The sequence below is a fragment of the Streptacidiphilus sp. P02-A3a genome (genome assembly GCF_014084105.1).
Classification (GTDB): Bacteria; Actinomycetota; Actinomycetes; order Streptomycetales; family Streptomycetaceae; genus Streptacidiphilus.
Genome location: NZ_CP048289.1, coordinates 7,447,151 through 7,465,427, shown reverse-complemented (window position 1 = coordinate 7,465,427; position 18,277 = coordinate 7,447,151). Strand labels below are relative to the sequence as shown.

Annotated in this window: 16 protein-coding genes; 7 read left to right on the top strand and 9 right to left on the bottom strand. The window is 74.2% G+C overall.

Annotated features, from left to right (window positions below; translation table 11 throughout):
• Positions 1 to 144: 144 nt before the first annotated feature.
• The 3 genes from GXP74_RS31335 to GXP74_RS31325 form a co-directional block, all read right to left on the bottom strand.
• The gene (locus tag GXP74_RS31335; protein ID WP_182454639.1) at positions 145 to 1,446 is read right to left on the bottom strand and encodes a ribonuclease D; all 1,302 of its coding nucleotides are present in this window, start codon (positions 1,444 to 1,446) and stop codon (positions 145 to 147) included.
• 116 nt (positions 1,447 to 1,562) lie between these two features.
• Entirely contained in the window at positions 1,563 to 2,276 is a 714-nt protein-coding gene (locus GXP74_RS31330) for a response regulator transcription factor (protein ID WP_182454638.1), read from the bottom strand.
• Between the two features lie 362 nt (positions 2,277 to 2,638).
• The gene (locus tag GXP74_RS31325; RefSeq protein ID WP_182454637.1) at positions 2,639 to 3,265 is read right to left on the bottom strand and encodes a DUF3000 domain-containing protein; all 627 of its coding nucleotides are present in this window, start codon (positions 3,263 to 3,265) and stop codon (positions 2,639 to 2,641) included.
• 131 nt (positions 3,266 to 3,396) lie between these two features.
• On the opposite strand from GXP74_RS31325, the gene hemE reads away from it, so the two are divergent.
• Positions 3,397 to 4,464 (top strand): uroporphyrinogen decarboxylase, encoded by a 1,068-nt coding sequence (hemE, locus tag GXP74_RS31320; protein ID WP_182456766.1) that lies wholly within the window; start codon positions 3,397 to 3,399, stop codon positions 4,462 to 4,464.
• A gap of 3 nt (positions 4,465 to 4,467) precedes the next feature.
• Here hemE and GXP74_RS31315 read toward each other — a convergent pair whose 3' ends face one another.
• On the bottom strand, positions 4,468 to 5,619 hold the full coding sequence (locus tag GXP74_RS31315; RefSeq protein WP_182454636.1) for a DUF4349 domain-containing protein: 1,152 nt from the start codon (positions 5,617 to 5,619) through the stop codon (positions 4,468 to 4,470).
• A 155-nt stretch (positions 5,620 to 5,774) separates the two neighbouring features.
• Between GXP74_RS31315 and hemG the strand changes: the two genes are divergently transcribed.
• From hemG to GXP74_RS31300, 3 genes are all read left to right on the top strand, one after another.
• Positions 5,775 to 7,220, top strand: coding sequence for a protoporphyrinogen oxidase (hemG, locus tag GXP74_RS31310; RefSeq protein WP_182454635.1), 1,446 nt, complete (start codon positions 5,775 to 5,777; stop codon positions 7,218 to 7,220).
• Positions 7,217 to 7,921: a hydrogen peroxide-dependent heme synthase gene (gene hemQ, locus GXP74_RS31305; RefSeq protein ID WP_182454634.1), complete on the top strand. Its 705-nt coding sequence runs from the start codon at positions 7,217 to 7,219 to the stop codon at positions 7,919 to 7,921. The genes hemG and hemQ overlap by 4 nt, the downstream gene beginning before the upstream one ends.
• 222 nt (positions 7,922 to 8,143) lie before the next feature.
• On the top strand, positions 8,144 to 9,001 hold the full coding sequence (locus tag GXP74_RS31300; protein WP_182454633.1) for an alpha/beta fold hydrolase: 858 nt from the start codon (positions 8,144 to 8,146) through the stop codon (positions 8,999 to 9,001).
• Between the two features lie 39 nt (positions 9,002 to 9,040).
• On the opposite strand, the gene GXP74_RS31295 is transcribed toward GXP74_RS31300, so the two are convergent.
• The gene (locus GXP74_RS31295) at positions 9,041 to 11,347 is read right to left on the bottom strand and encodes a PQQ-binding-like beta-propeller repeat protein (RefSeq protein ID WP_182454632.1); all 2,307 of its coding nucleotides are present in this window, start codon (positions 11,345 to 11,347) and stop codon (positions 9,041 to 9,043) included.
• Between the two features lie 287 nt (positions 11,348 to 11,634).
• Between GXP74_RS31295 and GXP74_RS31290 the strand changes: the two genes are divergently transcribed.
• Together GXP74_RS31290 and GXP74_RS31285 are read left to right on the top strand one after the other, a co-directional pair.
• Positions 11,635 to 13,116: a hypothetical protein gene (locus GXP74_RS31290; RefSeq protein ID WP_182454631.1), complete on the top strand. Its 1,482-nt coding sequence runs from the start codon at positions 11,635 to 11,637 to the stop codon at positions 13,114 to 13,116.
• A gap of 33 nt (positions 13,117 to 13,149) precedes the next feature.
• A complete protein-coding gene (locus GXP74_RS31285) occupies positions 13,150 to 13,713 on the top strand; it encodes a GNAT family N-acetyltransferase (RefSeq protein ID WP_182454630.1) in 564 nt (187 codons plus the stop codon).
• A gap of 48 nt (positions 13,714 to 13,761) precedes the next feature.
• Here the strand turns inward: GXP74_RS31285 and msrB are convergent, their stop codons facing one another.
• From msrB to GXP74_RS31265, 4 genes are all read right to left on the bottom strand, one after another.
• A complete protein-coding gene (gene msrB / locus GXP74_RS31280) occupies positions 13,762 to 14,169 on the bottom strand; it encodes a peptide-methionine (R)-S-oxide reductase MsrB (protein WP_182454629.1) in 408 nt (135 codons plus the stop codon).
• Positions 14,170 to 14,215: 46 nt separating this feature from the next.
• Positions 14,216 to 15,598, bottom strand: a complete 1,383-nt coding sequence (gene murC / locus GXP74_RS31275; RefSeq protein ID WP_182454628.1) for a UDP-N-acetylmuramate--L-alanine ligase — start codon at positions 15,596 to 15,598, stop codon at positions 14,216 to 14,218.
• 151 nt (positions 15,599 to 15,749) lie between these two features.
• Entirely contained in the window at positions 15,750 to 16,217 is a 468-nt protein-coding gene (locus GXP74_RS31270) for an indole-3-glycerol phosphate synthase (protein ID WP_182456765.1), read from the bottom strand.
• A gap of 91 nt (positions 16,218 to 16,308) precedes the next feature.
• The gene (locus tag GXP74_RS31265) at positions 16,309 to 17,106 is read right to left on the bottom strand and encodes a pyrimidine reductase family protein (RefSeq protein WP_182454627.1); all 798 of its coding nucleotides are present in this window, start codon (positions 17,104 to 17,106) and stop codon (positions 16,309 to 16,311) included.
• Positions 17,107 to 17,235: 129 nt separating this feature from the next.
• On the opposite strand from GXP74_RS31265, the gene zapE reads away from it, so the two are divergent.
• Complete coding sequence (zapE, locus tag GXP74_RS31260; RefSeq protein ID WP_182456764.1) at positions 17,236 to 18,240, top strand: cell division protein ZapE; 1,005 nt, start codon at positions 17,236 to 17,238, stop codon at positions 18,238 to 18,240.
• Positions 18,241 to 18,277: the final 37 nt, after the last annotated feature.

Here is an 18,277-nt window from a genome sequence, read left to right as displayed (position 1 = left end):
CCAAGTCCCCAGAAGTAGGGGGCCCAAATGTGGTAGCGGCCCAGCTGGACCGGCGGGACCCGGCCGACGGGATGAGTCGTCGGCGTCCCAGAGGAGATGCTACCCGCTAGTAACTATGTTGCCCAGACATCCCCCCGCTCGGACCTACCCGGCGGTACCGGAGTCGCCGGTGCGGGGCTGGACGTTGGCGCGGGACTCGGTGAAGGCGCGGGCGATCACCGGGGAGACCAGCTCCACCTGCCAGGCCCGGGCGCCGAGGCCGGACAGGGCCGCCGCGATCGCCTCCGGGGTCGGCGCGGCGGGCGGGGTCCAGCAGACCCGGCGCACCGCCTCCGGCGAGACCAGGTTCTCCTGCGGCAGGTTCAGCGACTCGGCCAGCGCGCTCACGGCGGCCCGGGCGGCCGCCAGCCGGGCGGCGGCGACCGGGTCCTTGTCGGACCAGGAACGCGGCGGCGGCGGGCCGTCGTGCGGCGCGGTCGCGGGCGGCAGCTGCTGCTCCGGGATCACCCGGGCGGCGTCGATCGCGGTCATCCACTGCTCCAGCGCCCGCCGGTGCACCCGCGGGCCGAAACCGGCCAGGGCCTGCAGCGCGGTGGCGCCGACCGGCATCGCGGTGGCGGCCGAGATGATCGCCGCGTCGGAGAGGATCCGGCCGGGGGAGACGTCCCGCTCCCGGGCGACCTTGTCGCGCAGCTGCCACAGCTCGCGCACGGCGGCCAACTGGCGGCGACGGCGGATCTTGTGCACCCCGGAGGTGCGCCGCCAGGGGTCCACCCGGGGCGGCGCGGGCGGCGCCGCGGCGATCGCCGCGAACTCCTGCAGCGCCCAGTCCAGCTTGCCCTGGGCCGCGAGCTCGGCCTCCAGCGCGTCGCGCAGGTCCACCAGCACCTCGACGTCCAGCGCCGCGTAGCGCAGCCACGGCTCGGGCAGCGGGCGGGTGGACCAGTCGACCGCCGAGTGGCCCTTCTCCAGGGTCAGTCCGAGCACGCTCTCCACCATCGGGCCGAGGCCGACCCGGGGGAAGCCGGCGATCCGGCCGGCGAGCTCGGTGTCGAACAGGGTGGTCGGGCGCATGCCCAGCTCGGCCAGGCAGGGCAGGTCCTGGGTGGCGGCGTGCAGTACCCACTCGGTGTCCGCCAGCGCCTCCCCGAGCGCGGACAGGTCCGGGCAGCCGACCGGGTCGATCAGGGTGCTGCCCGCGCCCTCGCGGCGCAACTGCACCAGGTAGGCGCGCTGTCCGTACCGGTAGCCGGAGGCCCGCTCGGCGTCGATCGCCACCGGTCCAGTCCCGGCGGCGAACCGGGTCACTATCTCGGCGAACGCGTCGGCGTCCGCGACGACCGGAGGAATGCCCTCCCGGGGGTCGAGGAGCGGGACCGGGCCGCCGGATTCGGAGACGTTCGATGCGTCGGCGGTGTCGGGGATGGCTTCGCGGGCGTCGGTCACGCCCCAAGACTACGCCCGCGCATCGGACCAGCAGGGCCGTGCGCGGGCGTCGATACCGGGCTGTGCCCCACCGTCCGAAGAGGAACGTTCCCTCGGACGGTGGGACGGGCTTCGGACTAGTGGATGATCCCGGTCCGGAGTGCCACCGCGACCATGCCCGCGCGGTCGCCGGTACCCAGTTTCCGGGCGATCCGGGCGAGGTGGCTCTTGACCGTCAGCGCCGACAGCCCCATCGCCACCCCGATCGCCTTGTTCGACTGGCCCTCGGCGACCAGCCGCAGCACCTCCACCTCACGTCCGGACAGCTCGCGGTAGGCGGGCGGGTGCGGGGTGCCCGGCGTGCCCGGCGCCCCGCCGGGGGCACCCGGCGCGCCCGGCGCCCCGGGACGCCGCAGTTGGCCGCCCATGGGACGGCCGCTCATCGGGTTGATGCCGTTCAGGCCGGGACGCTGCATGCCGGCGGTGACCCGGGTTCCGGTCACCACGTAGCCCTTGACGCCGCCGGCCAGTGCGCTGCGGACCGCGCCGATGTCGTCGGCGGCGGACAGGGCGAGCCCGTTGGGCCAGCCCGCCGCGCGGGTCTCGGCGAGGATGGCCAGTCCTGAGCCGTCGGGGAGGTGGACGTCGGCCACGCAGATGTCGCGCGGAGTGCCGACCCGGGGCCGGGCTTCGGCGAGGGAGGACGCCTCGATCACGTCGCGAACGCCCAGTGCCCACAGATGGCGGGTGACGGTGCTGCGGACGCGTGGGTCCGCTACGACCACCATGGCAGTGGGCTTGGTCGGACGGTAGGCGACCAGGTTTGCGGGGTGTTCGAGAAGTACAGACACCAGGCCTCCTGGGGGGATGGCGCGGGGACCCGGGGAGACACAGATGGGGAGGGTCCTCGTGTGGAAAGGGTCACTGACTGCTTCGGCATGATGAGTGCCTGGCTTTAGCGAAAGATCACGATTGAGTGAGTAAACCCGGGACAATTCGCACATCTTGGACTGCTTGACCGAGCGTAAGTCACCCATAAGTGATCAAAAGTGATCGACGCGCCCGAATAAGCCACTCTTTCGAGTGAGTTAGAGGTCAATACGCTGGGTAATCGTTGCGCGCGTGGGCGTGTGCGCCGGTCCGCGGTCGGCGGCCACCGTGGGTACCCGCGGCCGCCGCGCTCGGCGGCCGCCGCGCTCAGTGCGGGCCCGCGTCAGCGCGGGTGGCGGCGGGTGGGCAGCGGCACCGTCCCGGCCAGCGCCCCGCCCGGGAGGTACGGCGGCAGCCCCGCGCACAGGCACAGCAGCTCGCACCAGGCCCGCAGATGCCCGGCGAAGTCCCCCGGGGCGGAGACCACCGGCGTCCACGACGCCCGGATCTCGATGTCGGTGGTGGTCGGCCGCTCCGCCAGGCCGCCGAAGAACTGCGAGGAGCAGCGCGAGACCGTGCCGCTGGGCTCCACCTGCCGGGCGCCCTGCAGCGCCAGCGAGTCCATCAGCCAGGACCAGCCGACCTCGGGCAGCAGCGGGTCGTTGGCCATCTCCGGCTCCAGCTGCGCCCGGCCCAGCGACACCAGCCGGAACTCGCCGTGCCAGGCGTCATGGCCGTCCGGCTCGTGCAGCAGCACCAGCTGCCCGTCGGCCAGCTCCTCCCCGTCCACCTCGACGCTGGCGGTCAGCGCGAAGGCGTGCCGGGCCAGTCTGCGCGGCGCGGGGGTGTCGGTGACCACCACCTCCGGCCGCAGCCGCGCGGCCCGCAGCGCGTCGACAGCCTCCCGGAAGGCCGACGGTTCGCCGGGTGCCCCGTCCTCACTCGCCTGGTGCCCGCTGACCGCTGCCATGCCGGAAGACTAAGACGCTGGCACCTTCCAATGGCGGAGGCACCACGGCGGGTCTCGGCGGCCCGGGCACGCATGCGAAGATTTCACCCGTGAGCGAGAGCAGCGGGCCGGTTACCGGCCGCACCGACGACCTGAAGACCGCCGCCGTGACGAATCCGGTGGGCCCCGCCGTGCGGGACTCCGCGTTCCTGCGTGCCTGCCGGGGTGAGGCGGTGCCGCACACCCCGGTCTGGTTCATGCGGCAGGCCGGGCGCTCGCTGCCCGAGTACCTGAAGATCCGCGAGGGCGTCGCCATGCTCGACTCCTGCACGATGCCGGAGCTGGTCAAGGAGATCACCCTGCAGCCGGTGCGGCGCCACGACGTGGACGCGGCGATCTACTACAGCGACATCATGGTGCCGCTCAAGGCCATCGGCGTGGACCTCGACATCAAGCCGGGCATCGGCCCGGTCGTCGCCAGGCCGATCCGCAGCCGGGCCGACCTCGACCAGCTGCGCCCGCTGGAGCCCGCCGACGTCTGGTACGTCACCGAGGCGATGGGACTGATCACCGCCGAGCTCGGGCCCAAGCCGCTGATCGGCTTCGCCGGGGCGCCGTACACCCTGGCCAGCTACATGGTCGAGGGCGGCCCGTCGAAGAACCACGAGCACACCAAGGCGCTGATGTACGGCGACCCGGAGCTGTGGCGGGAGCTGCTGGACCGGCTGGCCGCGATCACCTCGGCCTTCCTGGAGGTGCAGATCCGGGCCGGAGCCGCTGCTGTGCAGCTGTTCGACTCCTGGGTCGGCGCGCTCGCGCCCCGGGACTACCAGCGGTACGTGATGCCCGCCAGCGCCAAGGTCTTCGACGCGGTCGCCGGGTACGGCGTGCCGCGGATCCACTTCGGCGTCGGCACCGGCGAACTGCTCGGGCTGATGGGCGAGGCCGGGGCCGACGTGGTCGGCGTCGACTGGCGGGTGCCGCTGGAGGAGGCCGCCCGCCGGGTCGCCCCCGGCAAGGCGCTCCAGGGCAACCTCGACCCGACCATCCTGTTCGCCCCCGAGTCGGTGGTCCGGGCCAAGGCCGACGAGGTCCTGGAGTCGGCGGCGGCCAGCGGCCGGGGCCACGTGTTCAACCTCGGCCACGGCGTGCTGCCGACCACCGACCCGAAGGTGCTGACCGCCCTGGTCGCGCACGTGCACGAGCGCACCCAGGCCTGACCGCTACTCCGTTTCCGTTTCCGGCTCCGGCTCCGTTTGCGGCTGCGGCTCCAGCCGCGTTTGCGGCTGCGCGGGGACGGCCGGGACGGCGACGGCGGCGCCGGTCCGCCGGTAGCGGCGGGTCAGCCGCAGCGCCAGCCAGCCCAGCGACACCAGCACCAGCGCGAACGGCAGCACCGCCGACAGCGCGAGCAGCAGCGCCCGGAAGGTCAGGTACAGGCCGTGCCAGCCGTCCGCCAGCGCGCCCAGCGCCGCCGCGCCCACGCCCTTGTGCCTGGGCGCGGGGGCGGCGACCGGGGCCGACGGCTTCTCGAAGACCTGCACCGTCACCGTGGACATCGCCGTCTGCGACTGGAGCGCCTGCTGCTCGGCCTCCAGCGACTCCAGGTCGGACTCGCGCTGGGTCAGCGCCGCCTCCAGTGAGATCACGTCGTTGATGTCCTGCGCCTGGTTCATCAGCGCCCGCACCCGGTCCACACTGGCCTGCTGCGTCCGCACCCGGCTGGCGACATCCACCACCTGCGCGGTGACGTCCTGCGAGGACCGCTCCTGGCCCAGCACCGAGCCGAGGCCCAGCAGCCGCTGGAACGCGGCGGCGTAGTCGGCGGTCGGGATCCGCAGCACCAGCTGCGCCCCGTTCGCCCCGACGTCGCCGGGCTCCGGCAGGATCTGCAGCGGCAGTGAGGAGTCACCGCCGTCGTCGCCCGGGGAACTGCTGCTGCCGTCGCCGTTCGCGTACTGGCTCAGCGGCAGCTCGTCCACCGGTCCGGTCTGCTCCGCGTCCACGTAGCCACCGGCGGCGGCGACCAACTGCTCCGCCCGGGTCACCGCCGCGTCCACGCCGGTGGTGCTCAGCTGCATCTCGCCGGTGTAGATCAGCGACCGGCCGGCCGCGAGGGCCGCGGTCCCGCCGGTGCCGGTGGTGCTCGCGGCGGCACCGCTCCCCCCGCCGTCCGTGTCCCCGCCGCTGGTTCCCCCGGCACCGGCCGCCGCTCCGGCGGCCCGCTGCGGCGCGGCCGCCCGCGCGCCGTTGGACGCCGTGTTGCCGCCGCCCGTCCGCGAGCAGCCGCTCAGTACCAGCACGGCCGCCAGCAGTCCCGCCCCCGCCGCCGCGACCGCCCGCCCGCCGCCGGTCCTTCCGGTCCCTCTCGCCATCGTCCGTTCCCCCTCGCTCCCGCCCGGCCCGCGCCCTGCGCACCGTCGGCGATTGGACCCGCCGCGACGGCGCCGGGTTCCCGACGGTGCGTCAAGAACCGGTCACGGTCGGGTGGCGGAACGACCCGACCGGGCCGTGTGGTTGAGTGAGGGGCATGCAGAGCAGCACACCCGCGCCCGGGCACCCGACACTCCCGCACGTCCTCGTCGTCGGCGGCGGTATCTCCGGCCTGGCCGCCGCCGCGCGGCTCAGCGGTGCGGACGGCAGCCCGCGCACCGCCCGGGTCACCCTGGCCGAGGCCGGTCCCGGGTTCGGCGGCAAGCTCCACACCGCCGAGGTCGGCGGCGTCCGGGTCGACCTCGGCGCGGAGTCGATCCTGGCCCGGCGGCCGGAGGCGGTCGAGTTGGCCCGCGCGGTCGGGCTCGGCGAGGCGTTGCAGCCGCCCGCCACCGCCAAGGCCGCGATCTGGACCAGGGGCGCGCTGCGGCCGATGCCCGCGGGCCAGCTGATGGGCGTCCCGGGTGACCTGGACGCGCTCGCCGCCACCGGCGTGCTGTCCGCCGAGGGCCTGGCCCGGGTCGCCGACGAGCCCGCGCTGCCGCCGGTCGAGCCCGGCGCGGACGTCTCGGTCGGCCACTACGTCGGCGCCCGGCTCGGCCGCGAGGTGGTCGACCGGCTGGTCGAGCCGCTGCTCGGCGGCGTCTACGCCGGGCACGCCGACCGGATCTCGATGCGGGCCGCGGTGCCGCAGCTGCTGGCGCTGGCGCAGCGCGGCGGCTCGCTGGTGGCGGGCGTGCGCGCGCTCCAGGGCGCCGCCCCGGCCAACCCGGCACCGGTGTTCACCGGCATCGACGGCGGTGTCGGACGCCTGCCCGGCGCCGTCGCCGAGGCCTGCCGGGCGGCCGGGGCGGAGCTGCTGACGGACAGTCCGGTGACCGGGCTGCGGCGCACCCCGGACGGCTGGAGCTGCGTCGTCGGCGGGCGGCTGCTGACCGCCGACGCGGTGGTGCTGGCGGTGCCCGCGCCGGCCGCCGCGACCCTGCTCGCGGACCAGGCGCCGGGCGCGGCGGCGGAGCTGGCCGCGGTCGAGTACGCCGGCATGGCGCTGGTCACCCTGCTGTTCCGGCGTGGTGGGACGACCGGGTTGCGCGGCAGCGGGCTGCTGGTGCCGCCGGTGGACGGGCGGCTGATCAAGGCGTCCACCTTCTCCAGCAACAAGTGGGGCTGGCTGGCCGAGTCCGCCCCGGACAGCTTCGCGCTGCGCACCTCCATCGGTCGCCAGGGCGACGAGCGGGACCTCGACCGGGACGACGCGGACCTGGTCGCCGGGTCGCTCGCGGACCTGCGCGCCGCCACCGGGCTGACCGCCCCGCCGTACGCGAGCACGGTCACCCGCTGGCGCGGCGGGCTGCCGCAGTACCCGGTCGGCCACCTGGACCGGGTCGAGCGGATCGAGAAGCTGGCCGCCGAGCTGCCCGGGCTCGCCCTGTGCGGCGCGCTGTACCAGGGCGTCGGCATCCCCGCCTGCATCGCCAGCGGTCGGCGCGCGGCCGACCTGGTGCTGGGGTCGTCGCGGCCGGAAGGGACAATGGGCGCATGACCGAGAGCACCGAAGTGAAGAAGAAGGCACGCGACCTGAACCAGGTCATCCGGTACACCCTCTGGTCGGTCTTCCGGCTGAAGGACGTCCTGCCGGACGACCGCGCCGCGCACGCGGCCGAGGTCGAGGAGCTGTTCGCGCAGCTCGCCGAGAAGGACGTCACCGTCCGGGGCACCTACGACGTCTCCGGGCTGCGCGCCGACGCCGACCTGATGATCTGGTGGCACGCCGAGAACAGCGACGACCTGCAGGAGGCGTACAACCGCTTCCGCCGGACCGCGCTCGGCCGCGCGCTGGAGCCGGTCTGGTCGAACATGGCGCTGCACCGCCCGGCGGAGTTCAACAAGTCGCACATCCCGGCGTTCCTCGCCGACGAGACCCCGCGCGACTACGTCTGCGTCTACCCCTTCGTCCGCTCCTACGAGTGGTACCTGCTGGAGGACGCGGAGCGCCGTCGGCTGCTGATGGAGCACGGCATGCTCGCCCGCGGCTACCCGGACGTCCGGGCCAACACCGTCGCCTCGTTCGCGCTCGGCGACTACGAGTGGCTGCTGGCGTTCGAGGCCGACGAGCTGTACCGGATCGTGGACCTGATGCGCGACCTGCGTGCCTCGGAGACCCGGCGGCACGTCCGCGAGGAGGTCCCGTTCTTCACCGGCCGCCGCCGGGCGATCGGCGACCTGCTCGCCGGGCTGGCCTGACCGGGGCGCTCAAAGAGGTGTGGAGCCGGGTCCCCCGCTCCCGGCTCCACGCCACTGAGCATGTCCCGCCGAGCGGGAAGGGGGAAGAGCCGACCACGATTCTCAGAGCTAGATTTGAGGTTTCCGGGGTCGCCGCGCGTGACTTGCTCCGCTTGCCCCGCTCTGTGCCGCCCGCGCGCCGCGCGGACCGCGGTTGTCAGTGGCCCGCGCTAGCCTCGGCGCATGGTTGAAGTGACGCTGACCGAGACCGATCTCGCGCTGCCCGACGGTCGTACGCTGCATGTCTACGATGCCCGTGCCGAGGGGGCCGAGGACGGCCTCGCGGTGCTCTGGCACCACGGCACACCCAACACGGGTGAGCCGCCGGAGCCCCTGTTCGCGGCCGCCGCCCGCCACGGCGTCCGCTGGGTCTCCTACGACCGGCCCGGGTACGGCGGTTCCAGCCGCCGCCCGGGCCGGTCCGTCGGCTCCGCCGCCGAGGACGCCTCGGCGGTCGCCGACGCCCTGGGCCTGGACCGGTTCGCGGTCATGGGCCACTCCGGCGGCGCCACCCACGCGCTGGCCGCGGCCGCGCTGCTGCCGGAACGGGTCCTCGGCGTGGTCGCCGTGGCCGGTCTGGCCCCGTTCACGGCCGAGGGCCTGGACTGGTTCGCGGGCATGGCCGAGGCCGGGGAGGGGGAGCTGCGCGCCTCCGTCCGGGGTGCGGCGGCGCTGGAGGAACTCCTGGCGGCGAGCGAGTGGGACCCGCGGATATTCACCTCGGCGGACCACGCCGCGCTGGAGGGGCGCTGGGCCTGGCTGGGCGCCGTCGCCGGGAAGGGCATGGCCCAGGGCAACGCCGGGATGGTCGACGACGACCTGGCCTACGTCCGTCCCTGGGGCTTCGCGCCCGAGCGGGTGACCGCGCCCACGCTGATCCTGCACGGCGCCGAGGACCGCGTCGTCCCCAGCGCCCACGCCGCCTGGCTGGCCCGCCACTGCCCGGCCGCCGACCTCTGGACCGGCCCCGGGGACGGCCACATCTCCGTCCTCAACTCCGCCCCCGACGCCCTGGGTTGGCTGCGGGAGCGGGTCGGCTGAGACCCCCCGGTCCGCCGCCGGTCGGTGCCGCGCCGGACGCTACACCGGCGGCAGGCCGTAGACCTTGTCCCCGTGGACCGCGAAGAGCATGGTGCCGTCGGTGCTGAGGTACCAGTCCTTGTCGGTCTGGCCGTCCTGGAAGTTCCACAACTGGTGCCCCCCGGAATCGGTGAAGGCGTACACCGCGCACGGGTCCGCGTTGGTGCCGACGAACAGGGTGGAGCCGATGGTCACCGCCGGGTCCCCGGTCAGCCCGATCTGCAGCGGCGACTGCCAGTCCACCGCACCGCCCGCGGCGTTCAGCGCGAACACCAGGTTCCCGGTCACGTCCTGGACGAAGAGCCGGCCGCCGAGCGCGACGGGGAGCTGGTAGCTGTCCCCGGCGGGCGCCTTCGCGGCGAACAGCTGCCTGCCGCTCGCCAGGTCGAAGCCGAGCAGGGTCGAGCCCTCGACGTAGAGGGTGCCGCCGACGATCAGCGGATACACGGGTTGCCCCGGGTTCGGGTTGGAGAAGTCCTGCGACCACAGCTGCCGACCGTCCGCCGTGCTCCGCACGACCACGTTGCCCTGGTCGTTGGTGTAGACGAGGTAGCCGCCGGAGACTGATCCGGCGACCTCGTAGTCGGCGGCGGCGTTGCGCAGCCGCGCCCAGCGCAGCGTCCGGGTCCTCAGGTCGACGGCGAGCATGTAGCTCTTCGAGGTGGTCGCCAGGTCGGTGCCCACCAGGTAGGCGGTGGTGGCGTCGGCGGCCAGCAGCGTCCCGGTGGAGTAGCCGCCGACGGTGTGCAGGTTCCACACCTGGCCGCCGGTGGCCGGGTCCAGGCCGAACAGGTCGTAGGTTCCCGGGTTGACGCCGATCAGGTATCCCCCGGCGAGCATCCCGGCGGTGGCGAACATGTTGCCCGGCGCGAATTGCGGACCGGTCCAGAGCACCTTGCCCGTGCGGGCGTCCAGGGCGGTGCTCGCGTCCCCGAAGGCGTAGACCCGCCCGCCCTCGGCGAGTACCGGGCCCATCTGCATCCCGCTTCCGGGGAAGGTCCACAGCGGTTCGGGCGGGACGCCGGCGGCCCTGGTGGGGAAGGCGCTGGGGGAGGTCCCGGCGGTGGACGGCGCCGACGCCGTCGCGCTCGGGCCCGACGGTCCGGACGGGCCCGGCTTCGGCTTCGGCCCGCTGCCGGACTCCAGCGCGAGCGCGGTGCCCCCTCCGGCGGCGAGCACGCCGACCACGCCGATCGCGCCGAACAGCAGCTTGCGTCGGCTCGGGGCCGGGCTCGGCGCCGGAGCGGGGGACGCGGACGCGGACGCCATGACCGTCGGCGCGGGACCGGCGGCGGGCGGCGTCGGGGAGGTCCGCAGGCGCACGGTGCCCGGGGCACCGGTACCGCTCCGGGCGTCGGCCGCCGCCGGGGCGTCGACCCGTGGGTCCCGTGCCGCCGTGCCGCCGCGCTCGGCGGGTGCCTCCAGCTCCATGACCTGCGCGGCATGCCGGGCGATACCGGAGGCCACCGGGGCCGGGAGCCAGCCGCCCGTCAGCCGGGAAGCGGTGCCCTCCGGCGCCAGCAGCCGTGCCAGCCGCGCGGGGGTGGGCCGCTGCGCGGGGTCCTTCGCCAGGCAGGCGGGCAGCAGCCCGGCCAGGCCCGACGGCAGTCCGGCCAGGTCCGGCTCCTCGTGCACCACCCGATAGAGCATCGCCGCGGCCGACTCCTGCCCGAAGGGACCGCGCCCGGTCGCCGCGAAGACCAGCACCGAGCCCAGCGAGAAGACGTCCCCGGCGGTGCCGACCCCGCGTCCGGCGGCCTGCTCGGGGGACATGAACCCGGGGGAGCCGACGACCACGCCGGTGCTGGTGAGGCTGTCGCCGTCGAGCGCGCGGGCTATGCCGAAGTCGATGAGCCGCGGCCCGTCGGCGGCCAGCAGCACGTTGGACGGCTTGAGGTCACGGTGGATCAGTCCGCTTCCGTGGATGGAGGACAGCGCCTCGGCGAGCACCGCGCCCAGGGTCCGCACGCTCTCCTCGGGCAGCGGACCGTACTGCGCCACGGCCTCGGCCAGCGAGGGCCCGAGCACGTAGGCGGTGGCCAGCCACGGGGTCGCCGAGTCGCGGTCGGCGTCGACCACCGGTGCGGTGTAGACGCCCTCCACCGACTGCGCGGCGGCGACCTCGCGGCGGAAGCGGGTCCGGAACTCCGGATCCCCGGCGAGGTCCGCGCGGACGACCTTGACGGCCACCGTACGGCCCCCGGCCGACCTGGCCAGGTACACCCGCCCCATCCCGCCCACGCCCAGCCGGGCCACCAGCCGGTAGGGGCCGATCGTCGATGGGTCGTCATGCTCCAGCGGCTTCACGCCTGTTCCCCCGTCACGATGGCTGCCGCTCCTCCACCTCCCCCTCGGGGCGTTGGCAGCGGGCGTCAGTGTAGCCAAGCGGGCGGTGGTCGGCGCGGCGCCCGGTCGGGCGTGGCAGCGGCCGGGCGGGGGCGGCCGTGGCAGCCCGCTCCCAGAGCATTCCCAGACTGATGCGAAATGCTGCCGTCGTCGATCGTGTGGCCGGGGGTCGCGGAAGGAACCTACCCATCGCCGTCCTGTGGAAGCCAGTTGCGGCCGCCGCGGCCGTGCCCTCCCGGGTGAGGGCCGTGCGCGGTCGGCTCCCCGGCGGTGACTCGGTGCGCTGGCTCGCGTTGGTCGCCGTCCTCTACACGCTCTCCCAACTGCTCTTCGTCTCACCCTCGATGGGGCTGGGCTGGGATGAGACCGTCTATGTGAGCCAGGTCGCGCCGCACCTTCCCGCCGAGTTCTTCAGTGCCCCGCGTTCACGCGGAGTCCCGTTGCTGGTGGCGCCGTTGGCGGCGGTCACCGACTCGACACCCGCGCTGCGGATCTATCTGTCGGTGGTGTCCGGCGGCGGCCTGTTCCTGGCCCTGCTGGCGTGGCGGCGGTTGCGGGACACCCGGGTCCTCGCCCTCGCCGGGGGGCTGTTCGCGACGCTGTGGGTCACCGAGTTCTACAGCCCGCAGGCGATGCCCAACGTCTGGATAGCCCTGGGCGGCCTCGCCGCGGTCGGCTGCTTCCTCGACGCGCGGCGCAGGCCCGGAGCCCGCGCGCCCCTGGTCGGCCTGGCGGTCGCGCTTGCCGTCGCCGCGCTGATGCGGCCGAGTGACGCCGCGTTCCTCGCGATTCCGCTCGCGGTGGTGGCGCTGCGCCAGTGGCGGCGCTGGACGCTGCTGCTCGCCGTCGTCGGCGGGCTGTTCGCCGGTGCCGTCGAGTGGATCGTCGAGGCCTACGCGCGCTTCGGCGGCATCGGCGAGCGACTGCACCTGTCCAGCCTCAACGAGGGCGGCCTCGGCCTGCACTGGGCCGTCGGCGACGTGCTGCGGTCGCTCAACGGCCCGACCCTGTGCCGACCGTGCACGGTCGGCTGGAACCACAAGCCGCTGGAGCTGACTGCCTGGTGGCTGCTGCTGCCGGTGCTGGTCGTCGGCGGGGTGCTGGTCGAGCGGCGGGCCGGGCGCCTGGCCGCGGCGCTGCTGCCCGCCCTGTGCGGCCTCGCGGTCGCCTGCCCCTACCTGTTCATGATCACCTACTCGGCGCCGCGCTTCCTGATTCCCGCGTACGCGCTGCTGGCGATCCCGGCGGCGGGCCTGATCACCTGGCTGGTGACCTCGGTACGGCCCCGGCGCCGCTGGATCCGGATCGCGGTGGGCCTCGGCCTCGCGGTCCAACTCGCCAGCCAGTACGCACTGCTGTACCACGAGGTGCAGTACACCGTGCCCAGCCACGACAACGAGACGCATGTCGCGGCCGCGTTGCACCAGCTCGGCCTGACCGGCAGCTGCCTGCTGACCGGCGAGGACGCCGAGCCCCTCGGCTACTACTCGGGCTGTCGGGCGGTGGAGGTCCACGGCAACGACGCCGACATCACCACCGCCGAGCTGATCCGCGAGGCGGCACAGGAGCGGACCGCCCTGCTGCTCTACCCCGGCGACGCCGTGCCCGGCTATGCCCGTGGCTGGACCAGGCACGACGTGGACGCGCTGTCGGGTCAACCGGACTACGTGGTGTACCTGGCGCCCCCGCCCCCGGCACGCCGACCCACGGCCTGCGGGCCGAGCTGTTGATCCGCCCGGCCCGCGTCAGGAATGATCGTCTCCGTGGACACGTACCTGGAGACCGAGCGCCTGGCGCTGCGCCGCTTCACTGCCGACGACGCGGAGCTGTTGATCGAGCTGGACAGCGACCCGGCGGTGATGCGCTACCTGACCGGCGGCGATCCGACCGCGCCGGAGGTCGTCCGGGAGCTGCATCTGCCGGGCATCATCGCCGGGTACGAGAAGTGGCACGGCGAGTTCGGACTGTTCGCCGCGTACGAGCGGGACGGCGGTGCCTTCGTCGGCTGGTTCTGCCTGCGTCCCGAGCAGCAGGGCCCGCTGGACGAGGTCGAACTCGGCTACCGGCTGCGGCAGCCGGCCTGGGGCAGGGGCTATGCCACCGAAGTCTCGACCGACTTGCTGGGCAAGGCCTTCACCGAGCTCGGGGTACGCGTGGTCTGGGCCGAGACGATGACCGTGAACCGTGGCTCGCGCAACGTCATGGAGAAGCTCCGGATGACACTCGTGGACACCGTCGCCACGCCCCCCGACATGGAGGCGGTCGAGGGCTCCGAGCACGGGGGCGTGCGGTACGAGATCACCAGGGCGCAGTGGCAGCAGCGGTAGCCGCCGCGGGTGACCGGCCCGGGGGATCGCGGGCCGGTCACCGGTCGGCTATTCGTCGGCCGGGCGCAGCTTGAGCGAGATGCTGTTGATGCAGTAGCGCTGGTCGGTCGGAGTGGCGTAGCCCTCGCCCTCGAAGACGTGGCCGAGGTGGGAGCCGCACTTCGCGCAGCGGACCTCCACCCGGCGCATGCCGAGGGTGGTGTCCACGATGTACTCGACGCGCTCCTCGGCGAGCGGGGAGTAGTAACTGGGCCAGCCGCAGTGGCTGTCGAACTTGGTCTGCGAACTGAACAGCTCGTTGCCGCAGGCACGACAGGAGTAGACGCCGACGGTCCTGGTGTCGGTGTACTCGCCGACGCCCGGGCGCTCGGTGCCCGCCTCGCGCAGGACGTGGTACTCCTGCGGGGTGAGCTCGGCGCGCCACTCGGCGTCGGTCTTGTCGATCTCGTAGGGCATGGTCTCCCTGCCTTTCGGGCGGGGCCCGGCCTCGGGCGACGCGGGGTCAGTCGAGGCGGGCGAGGATCTCCGGGCCGAGGGAGGTGACGTCTCCCGCGCCCATGGTCAGAACAAAGTCGCCGGGCTTGGCCATTCCCGCGATCAGGTCGGGGACCTCGGCCAGGCTGTGCGCCGCGGTGGTGTCCGCGCCGTGGGCCCGGGCCGCGTCGATGACCAGGTCGCTGGTGACGCCGGGGAGCGGGTCCTCGCGGGCCGGGTAGATGTCGAGCACGATCACCGCGTCGGCCGGGGCCAGCGCCTCGCCCATCTCCACGCCCAGCTGCTGGGTGCGGCTGAACAGGTGCGGCTGGAAGACGACCAGGACCCGGCCGTCGCCCGCCGCCTCGCGGATGGCGTCGAGGTCGGCGGAGATCTCGGTGGGGTGGTGCGCGTAGGAGTCGATCACCTGGACGCCCTGGGCCTCGCCCTTGAGCTGGAGCCTGCGGCGTACGCCCCGGTAGCCGCCGAGGGCCTCGGCCAGCTCGGCCGCGGGCACGCCCAGGGCGATTCCGGCGGCGAGCGCGGCGACGGCGTTGCCCGCGTTGTGGCGGCCGGGGACGGCGACGGTGAAGGTCAGCTCGGCGCCGTCCACCAGCACGGTGACCTCGCTGCTCAGGCCGTGCGGGGTGATCCGCAGGACGCGCAGGGTCGCGTCGGCGGACTCGCCGACGGTGACGGTGTTCAGCCCGGGCCGGTCGGCGACCCGGGCGGTGAGCTCGCGGGCGCCGGGGTGGTCGGCGGAGACGACCAGCGTCCCGCCGGGGGTGATCCGGTCGACGAACGCCTCGAAGGACTCGTGGACCTCGGCCATGGAGGCGTAGTTGGCGTGGTGGTCCAGCTCCACGTTGAGGATGATGGCGACCTCGGGGGAGTACTTCTGGAAGCTCCGGTCGCTCTCGTCGGCCTCGGCCACGAAGATCTCGCCGCTGCCGTGGTGGGCGTTGCTGCCGGGCTCGTCGAGGTCGCCGCCGATGGAGAAGGACGGGTCGAGGCCGAGCGCGGTGAGGCTGACCGCCAGCATGCTGGTGGTGGTGGTCTTGCCGTGGGTGCCGGCCACCGCGAGCCCCCGGTGACCGCGCATCAGCGCGGCCAGCGCGTCGGCGCGGTGCAGCACCGGCAGTCCGCGCTCCAGCGCGGCGACCAGCTCCGGGTTGGTGTCGCGGATGGCACTGGAGACGACCACGCAGCTGGCGCCGACCGGCAGGTGCTCGGCGGCGTGGCCGATGGAGACCTCCACCCCCAGCAGCCGGAGCGCGTCCACCGTGGCCGAGGCCTTGGCGTCACTGCCGGAGACGGTGGACCCGCGCCGGGCCAGGATCTTGGCCACGCCGGACATCCCCACGCCCCCGATCGCGACGAAATGGGGGGCGGAGAGGTCAGTGGGGCTCATGCGGGCTCTCCCGGGCTCGGGCCGACGGCTGTCGGCACCGATTGTGCCGTACCGGGGCGGCCGGGCCCCAAACCGCTGGTGCGGGGTGTCGGGGCCGGGGCCTGTCGGTGGTCAGCGGGGACGGGCGCCCGGCCGGGTCGGCCGGGCCGGTTCAGTCCTGCTGGGCGAAGAGCTGGAGCACCGGGACGCCGACCTTGTGCCGGGCCTGCGAGGCCCAGTCGCGGTGGAACAGCCCCTCGATCCACTGCGGGGCGGCGAGCACCACCACCTCGTCCGCCCGCACCTGGTCGACCAGCTCGGTGAGGCTGCGCAGCGGGTCCTCCTCGACGACCTGGCCGGTGGCCTCGGCCCCGGCGCCGCGCAGCATGCCGAGGGTCTGTTCGAGCTCGGCCTCGGCGCTGCTGACGGCCTCCTGGCCGCGCGGCTCGTCGTGCTCGTGCAGGGCCCGGTTGAGGTAGCCGAAGGCCACGTCGTCCACCGCGCGCAGCAGCTCGTCCTGCTTGCCCCGGGGCTGCATCAGGACGTGGAAGGTGACCTTCTCGTCACCGTGGAGTGTGGTGATCAGTTCGAGGTCGGCGTTCGAGAGGGTCTTCTCGATCAGAAGTACGGTCGTCAGCACGCGCATCCCTATCTGCTCGGCCCCGGCTCCGGCACAACGCCAGCTGTCCGGCAGGACGGGGCACACCTGCCGCACGGAGGATCGTCTTCCGCTATGCGGCCCTAGTCACGCTACGGGTGTAGCGAGCAAAGAGGAAACCTTTCTCCTCAAGTAGCGCAACAAGATCCAGCCGTTCCGCGAGTGCCTGCGGCGTGTGTGCGATCCTCGGCGAGTCGCCCGCCACCAGCAGTGGTGCCAAGGACAGGCACAACTCGTCCAGCGCCCCCGCGGTCACGAACTGGCCCAGCAGGCTCGGGCCGCCCTCGGTCAGCTGCCTGGTCCAGCCCCGCGCGGCGAGCGCCGCCACCGCCGCCGCCGGATCGACCCGCTGCTCCCCGGCGACCAGCACCTCGGCGGCTCCCTCGGCCGCCCGCAGCGCCGCCGCCGGGGCCGCGGCGCAGGTGACGATCACGGTGGGCACCAGCGGCGCGGCGAACAGCGGCAGCGACAGGTCGAGGTCGAGCCGGGCGGAGATCACCGCGATCACCGGTGCCGGGCCCTGCCCGCGCGCCGCCCGCTCGGCGGCGAACCCGGCCCGGGCCCGGGCCGGGCGGTACCCCTCGGACCGCGCCGTCTGCGCGCCGACCAGGACCACGTCGGCGAGCGCCCGCAGCACGCCGAAGATCCGCTTGTCGGCCTCCGAGGACAGCCCGTCGGACAGGCCGTCCAGCCGGGAGGCGCCGTCCACGCTGCTGACCATGTTGCCGCGCAGCCACGGCCGCCCGGGGCGGTCGACGCCGTCCGGCCCCCGGTGGGCGGCGGTGCTCGGCGGGTAGGCGTAGGCCGCGGCCAGGCCCTCCAGGGTGGTGAGGTCGGTCACATCGGGGGTGCTCGGCAGCAGTCGGCGCATGACTGGGAGTCTTCCACGGCGGCGCGGACCGTACGCTTGGGGATTGTGCCTGCCGCTGACCCGACCGCCGACCGCCCCGCCGACGCGATAGCCCTGAGCTCTCGGCAGCCGGTGGTGCCCGCCGACCGCATGGTCGCCGAGATGGTGCCCCCGCCGCGCTTCACGGGCGCCCGCTTCGCCACCTACCTGCCGGACCCGGCGCAGCCCAGCCAGAGCGAGGCGGTGCGGATCCTCGAAGGATTCGCGGCCACGCTGGGCCGATCCGGTGGCCCGGGCGGCCAGGCGGCGAGGAAGCGCTGGTTCGGCCGGGCCGCCGCGCCCGCCCCCAGCGGCCCCGGCGGGATCTACCTGGACGGCGGCTACGGCGTCGGCAAGACCCACCTGCTGGCCTCGCTGTGGCACGCCGCCCCCGGGCCCAAGGCCTTCGGCACCTTCGTGGAGCTGACCAACCTGGTCGGCGCGCTCGGCTTCCGGCAGGCGGTGGACGCGCTGTCCGGGCACAGCCTGCTCTGCATCGACGAGTTCGAGCTGGACGACCCGGGCGACACGGTACTGGTCTCGACCCTGCTCAGCCGCCTGGCCGAGGCCGGGGTGAAGCTCGCCGCGACCTCCAACACGCTGCCCGGCAAGCTCGGCGAGGGCCGGTTCGCCGCCGCCGACTTCATGCGCGAGATACAGGGCCTGTCGGCGCGCTTCCGCAGCGTCCGGATCGACGGCCAGGACTACCGGCACCGGGGCCTGCCGGAGGCCCCCGCCCCCTACGGCGACGCCGAGGTCGCCGAGGTCGCCGCGCAGGTGGGTCCGACCGCCTCCTTCGACGGCTTCGACGAGCTGCTGAGCCACCTCTCGGTGGTGCACCCGAGCAAGTACGGCGCGCTGCTGGACGGTGTCGCGGCGGTCTGCCTGACGGGGGTGCGGCCGGTCGAGGACCAGAGCACGGCGCTGCGGCTGGTGGTGCTGGCGGACCGGATGTACGACCGGGAGCTGCCGGTGGTCGCCTCCGGGACGCCCTTCGACACGATCTTCAGCCAGGAGATGCTGAACGGCGGCTACCGCAAGAAGTACCTGCGGGCCGTGTCGCGGCTGGTGGCACTGGCCCGGGACAGCGCCAAGGTGACCGCCCCGGCCGGCTGAGCGGTCCGCGGCTGGAGCGGTCGCGCCCGGATTGTCA

Coding starts and splice junctions, on each gene's coding strand:
- GXP74_RS31325 (WP_182454637.1), bottom strand. CDS start 3,265: ATGGCAGCGGTCAGCGGGCACCAGGCGAGTGAGGACGGGGCACCCGGC.
- GXP74_RS31315 (WP_182454636.1), bottom strand. CDS start 5,619: ATGGCGAGAGGGACCGGAAGGACCGGCGGCGGGCGGGCGGTCGCGGCG.
- hemG (WP_182454635.1), top strand. CDS start 5,775: ATGCAGAGCAGCACACCCGCGCCCGGGCACCCGACACTCCCGCACGTC.
- hemQ (WP_182454634.1), top strand. CDS start 7,217: ATGACCGAGAGCACCGAAGTGAAGAAGAAGGCACGCGACCTGAACCAG.
- GXP74_RS31300 (WP_182454633.1), top strand. CDS start 8,144: ATGGTTGAAGTGACGCTGACCGAGACCGATCTCGCGCTGCCCGACGGT.
- msrB (WP_182454629.1), bottom strand. CDS start 14,169: ATGCCCTACGAGATCGACAAGACCGACGCCGAGTGGCGCGCCGAGCTC.
- murC (WP_182454628.1), bottom strand. CDS start 15,598: ATGAGCCCCACTGACCTCTCCGCCCCCCATTTCGTCGCGATCGGGGGC.
- GXP74_RS31265 (WP_182454627.1), bottom strand. CDS start 17,106: ATGCGCCGACTGCTGCCGAGCACCCCCGATGTGACCGACCTCACCACC.
- zapE (WP_182456764.1), top strand. CDS start 17,236: ATGGTCGCCGAGATGGTGCCCCCGCCGCGCTTCACGGGCGCCCGCTTC.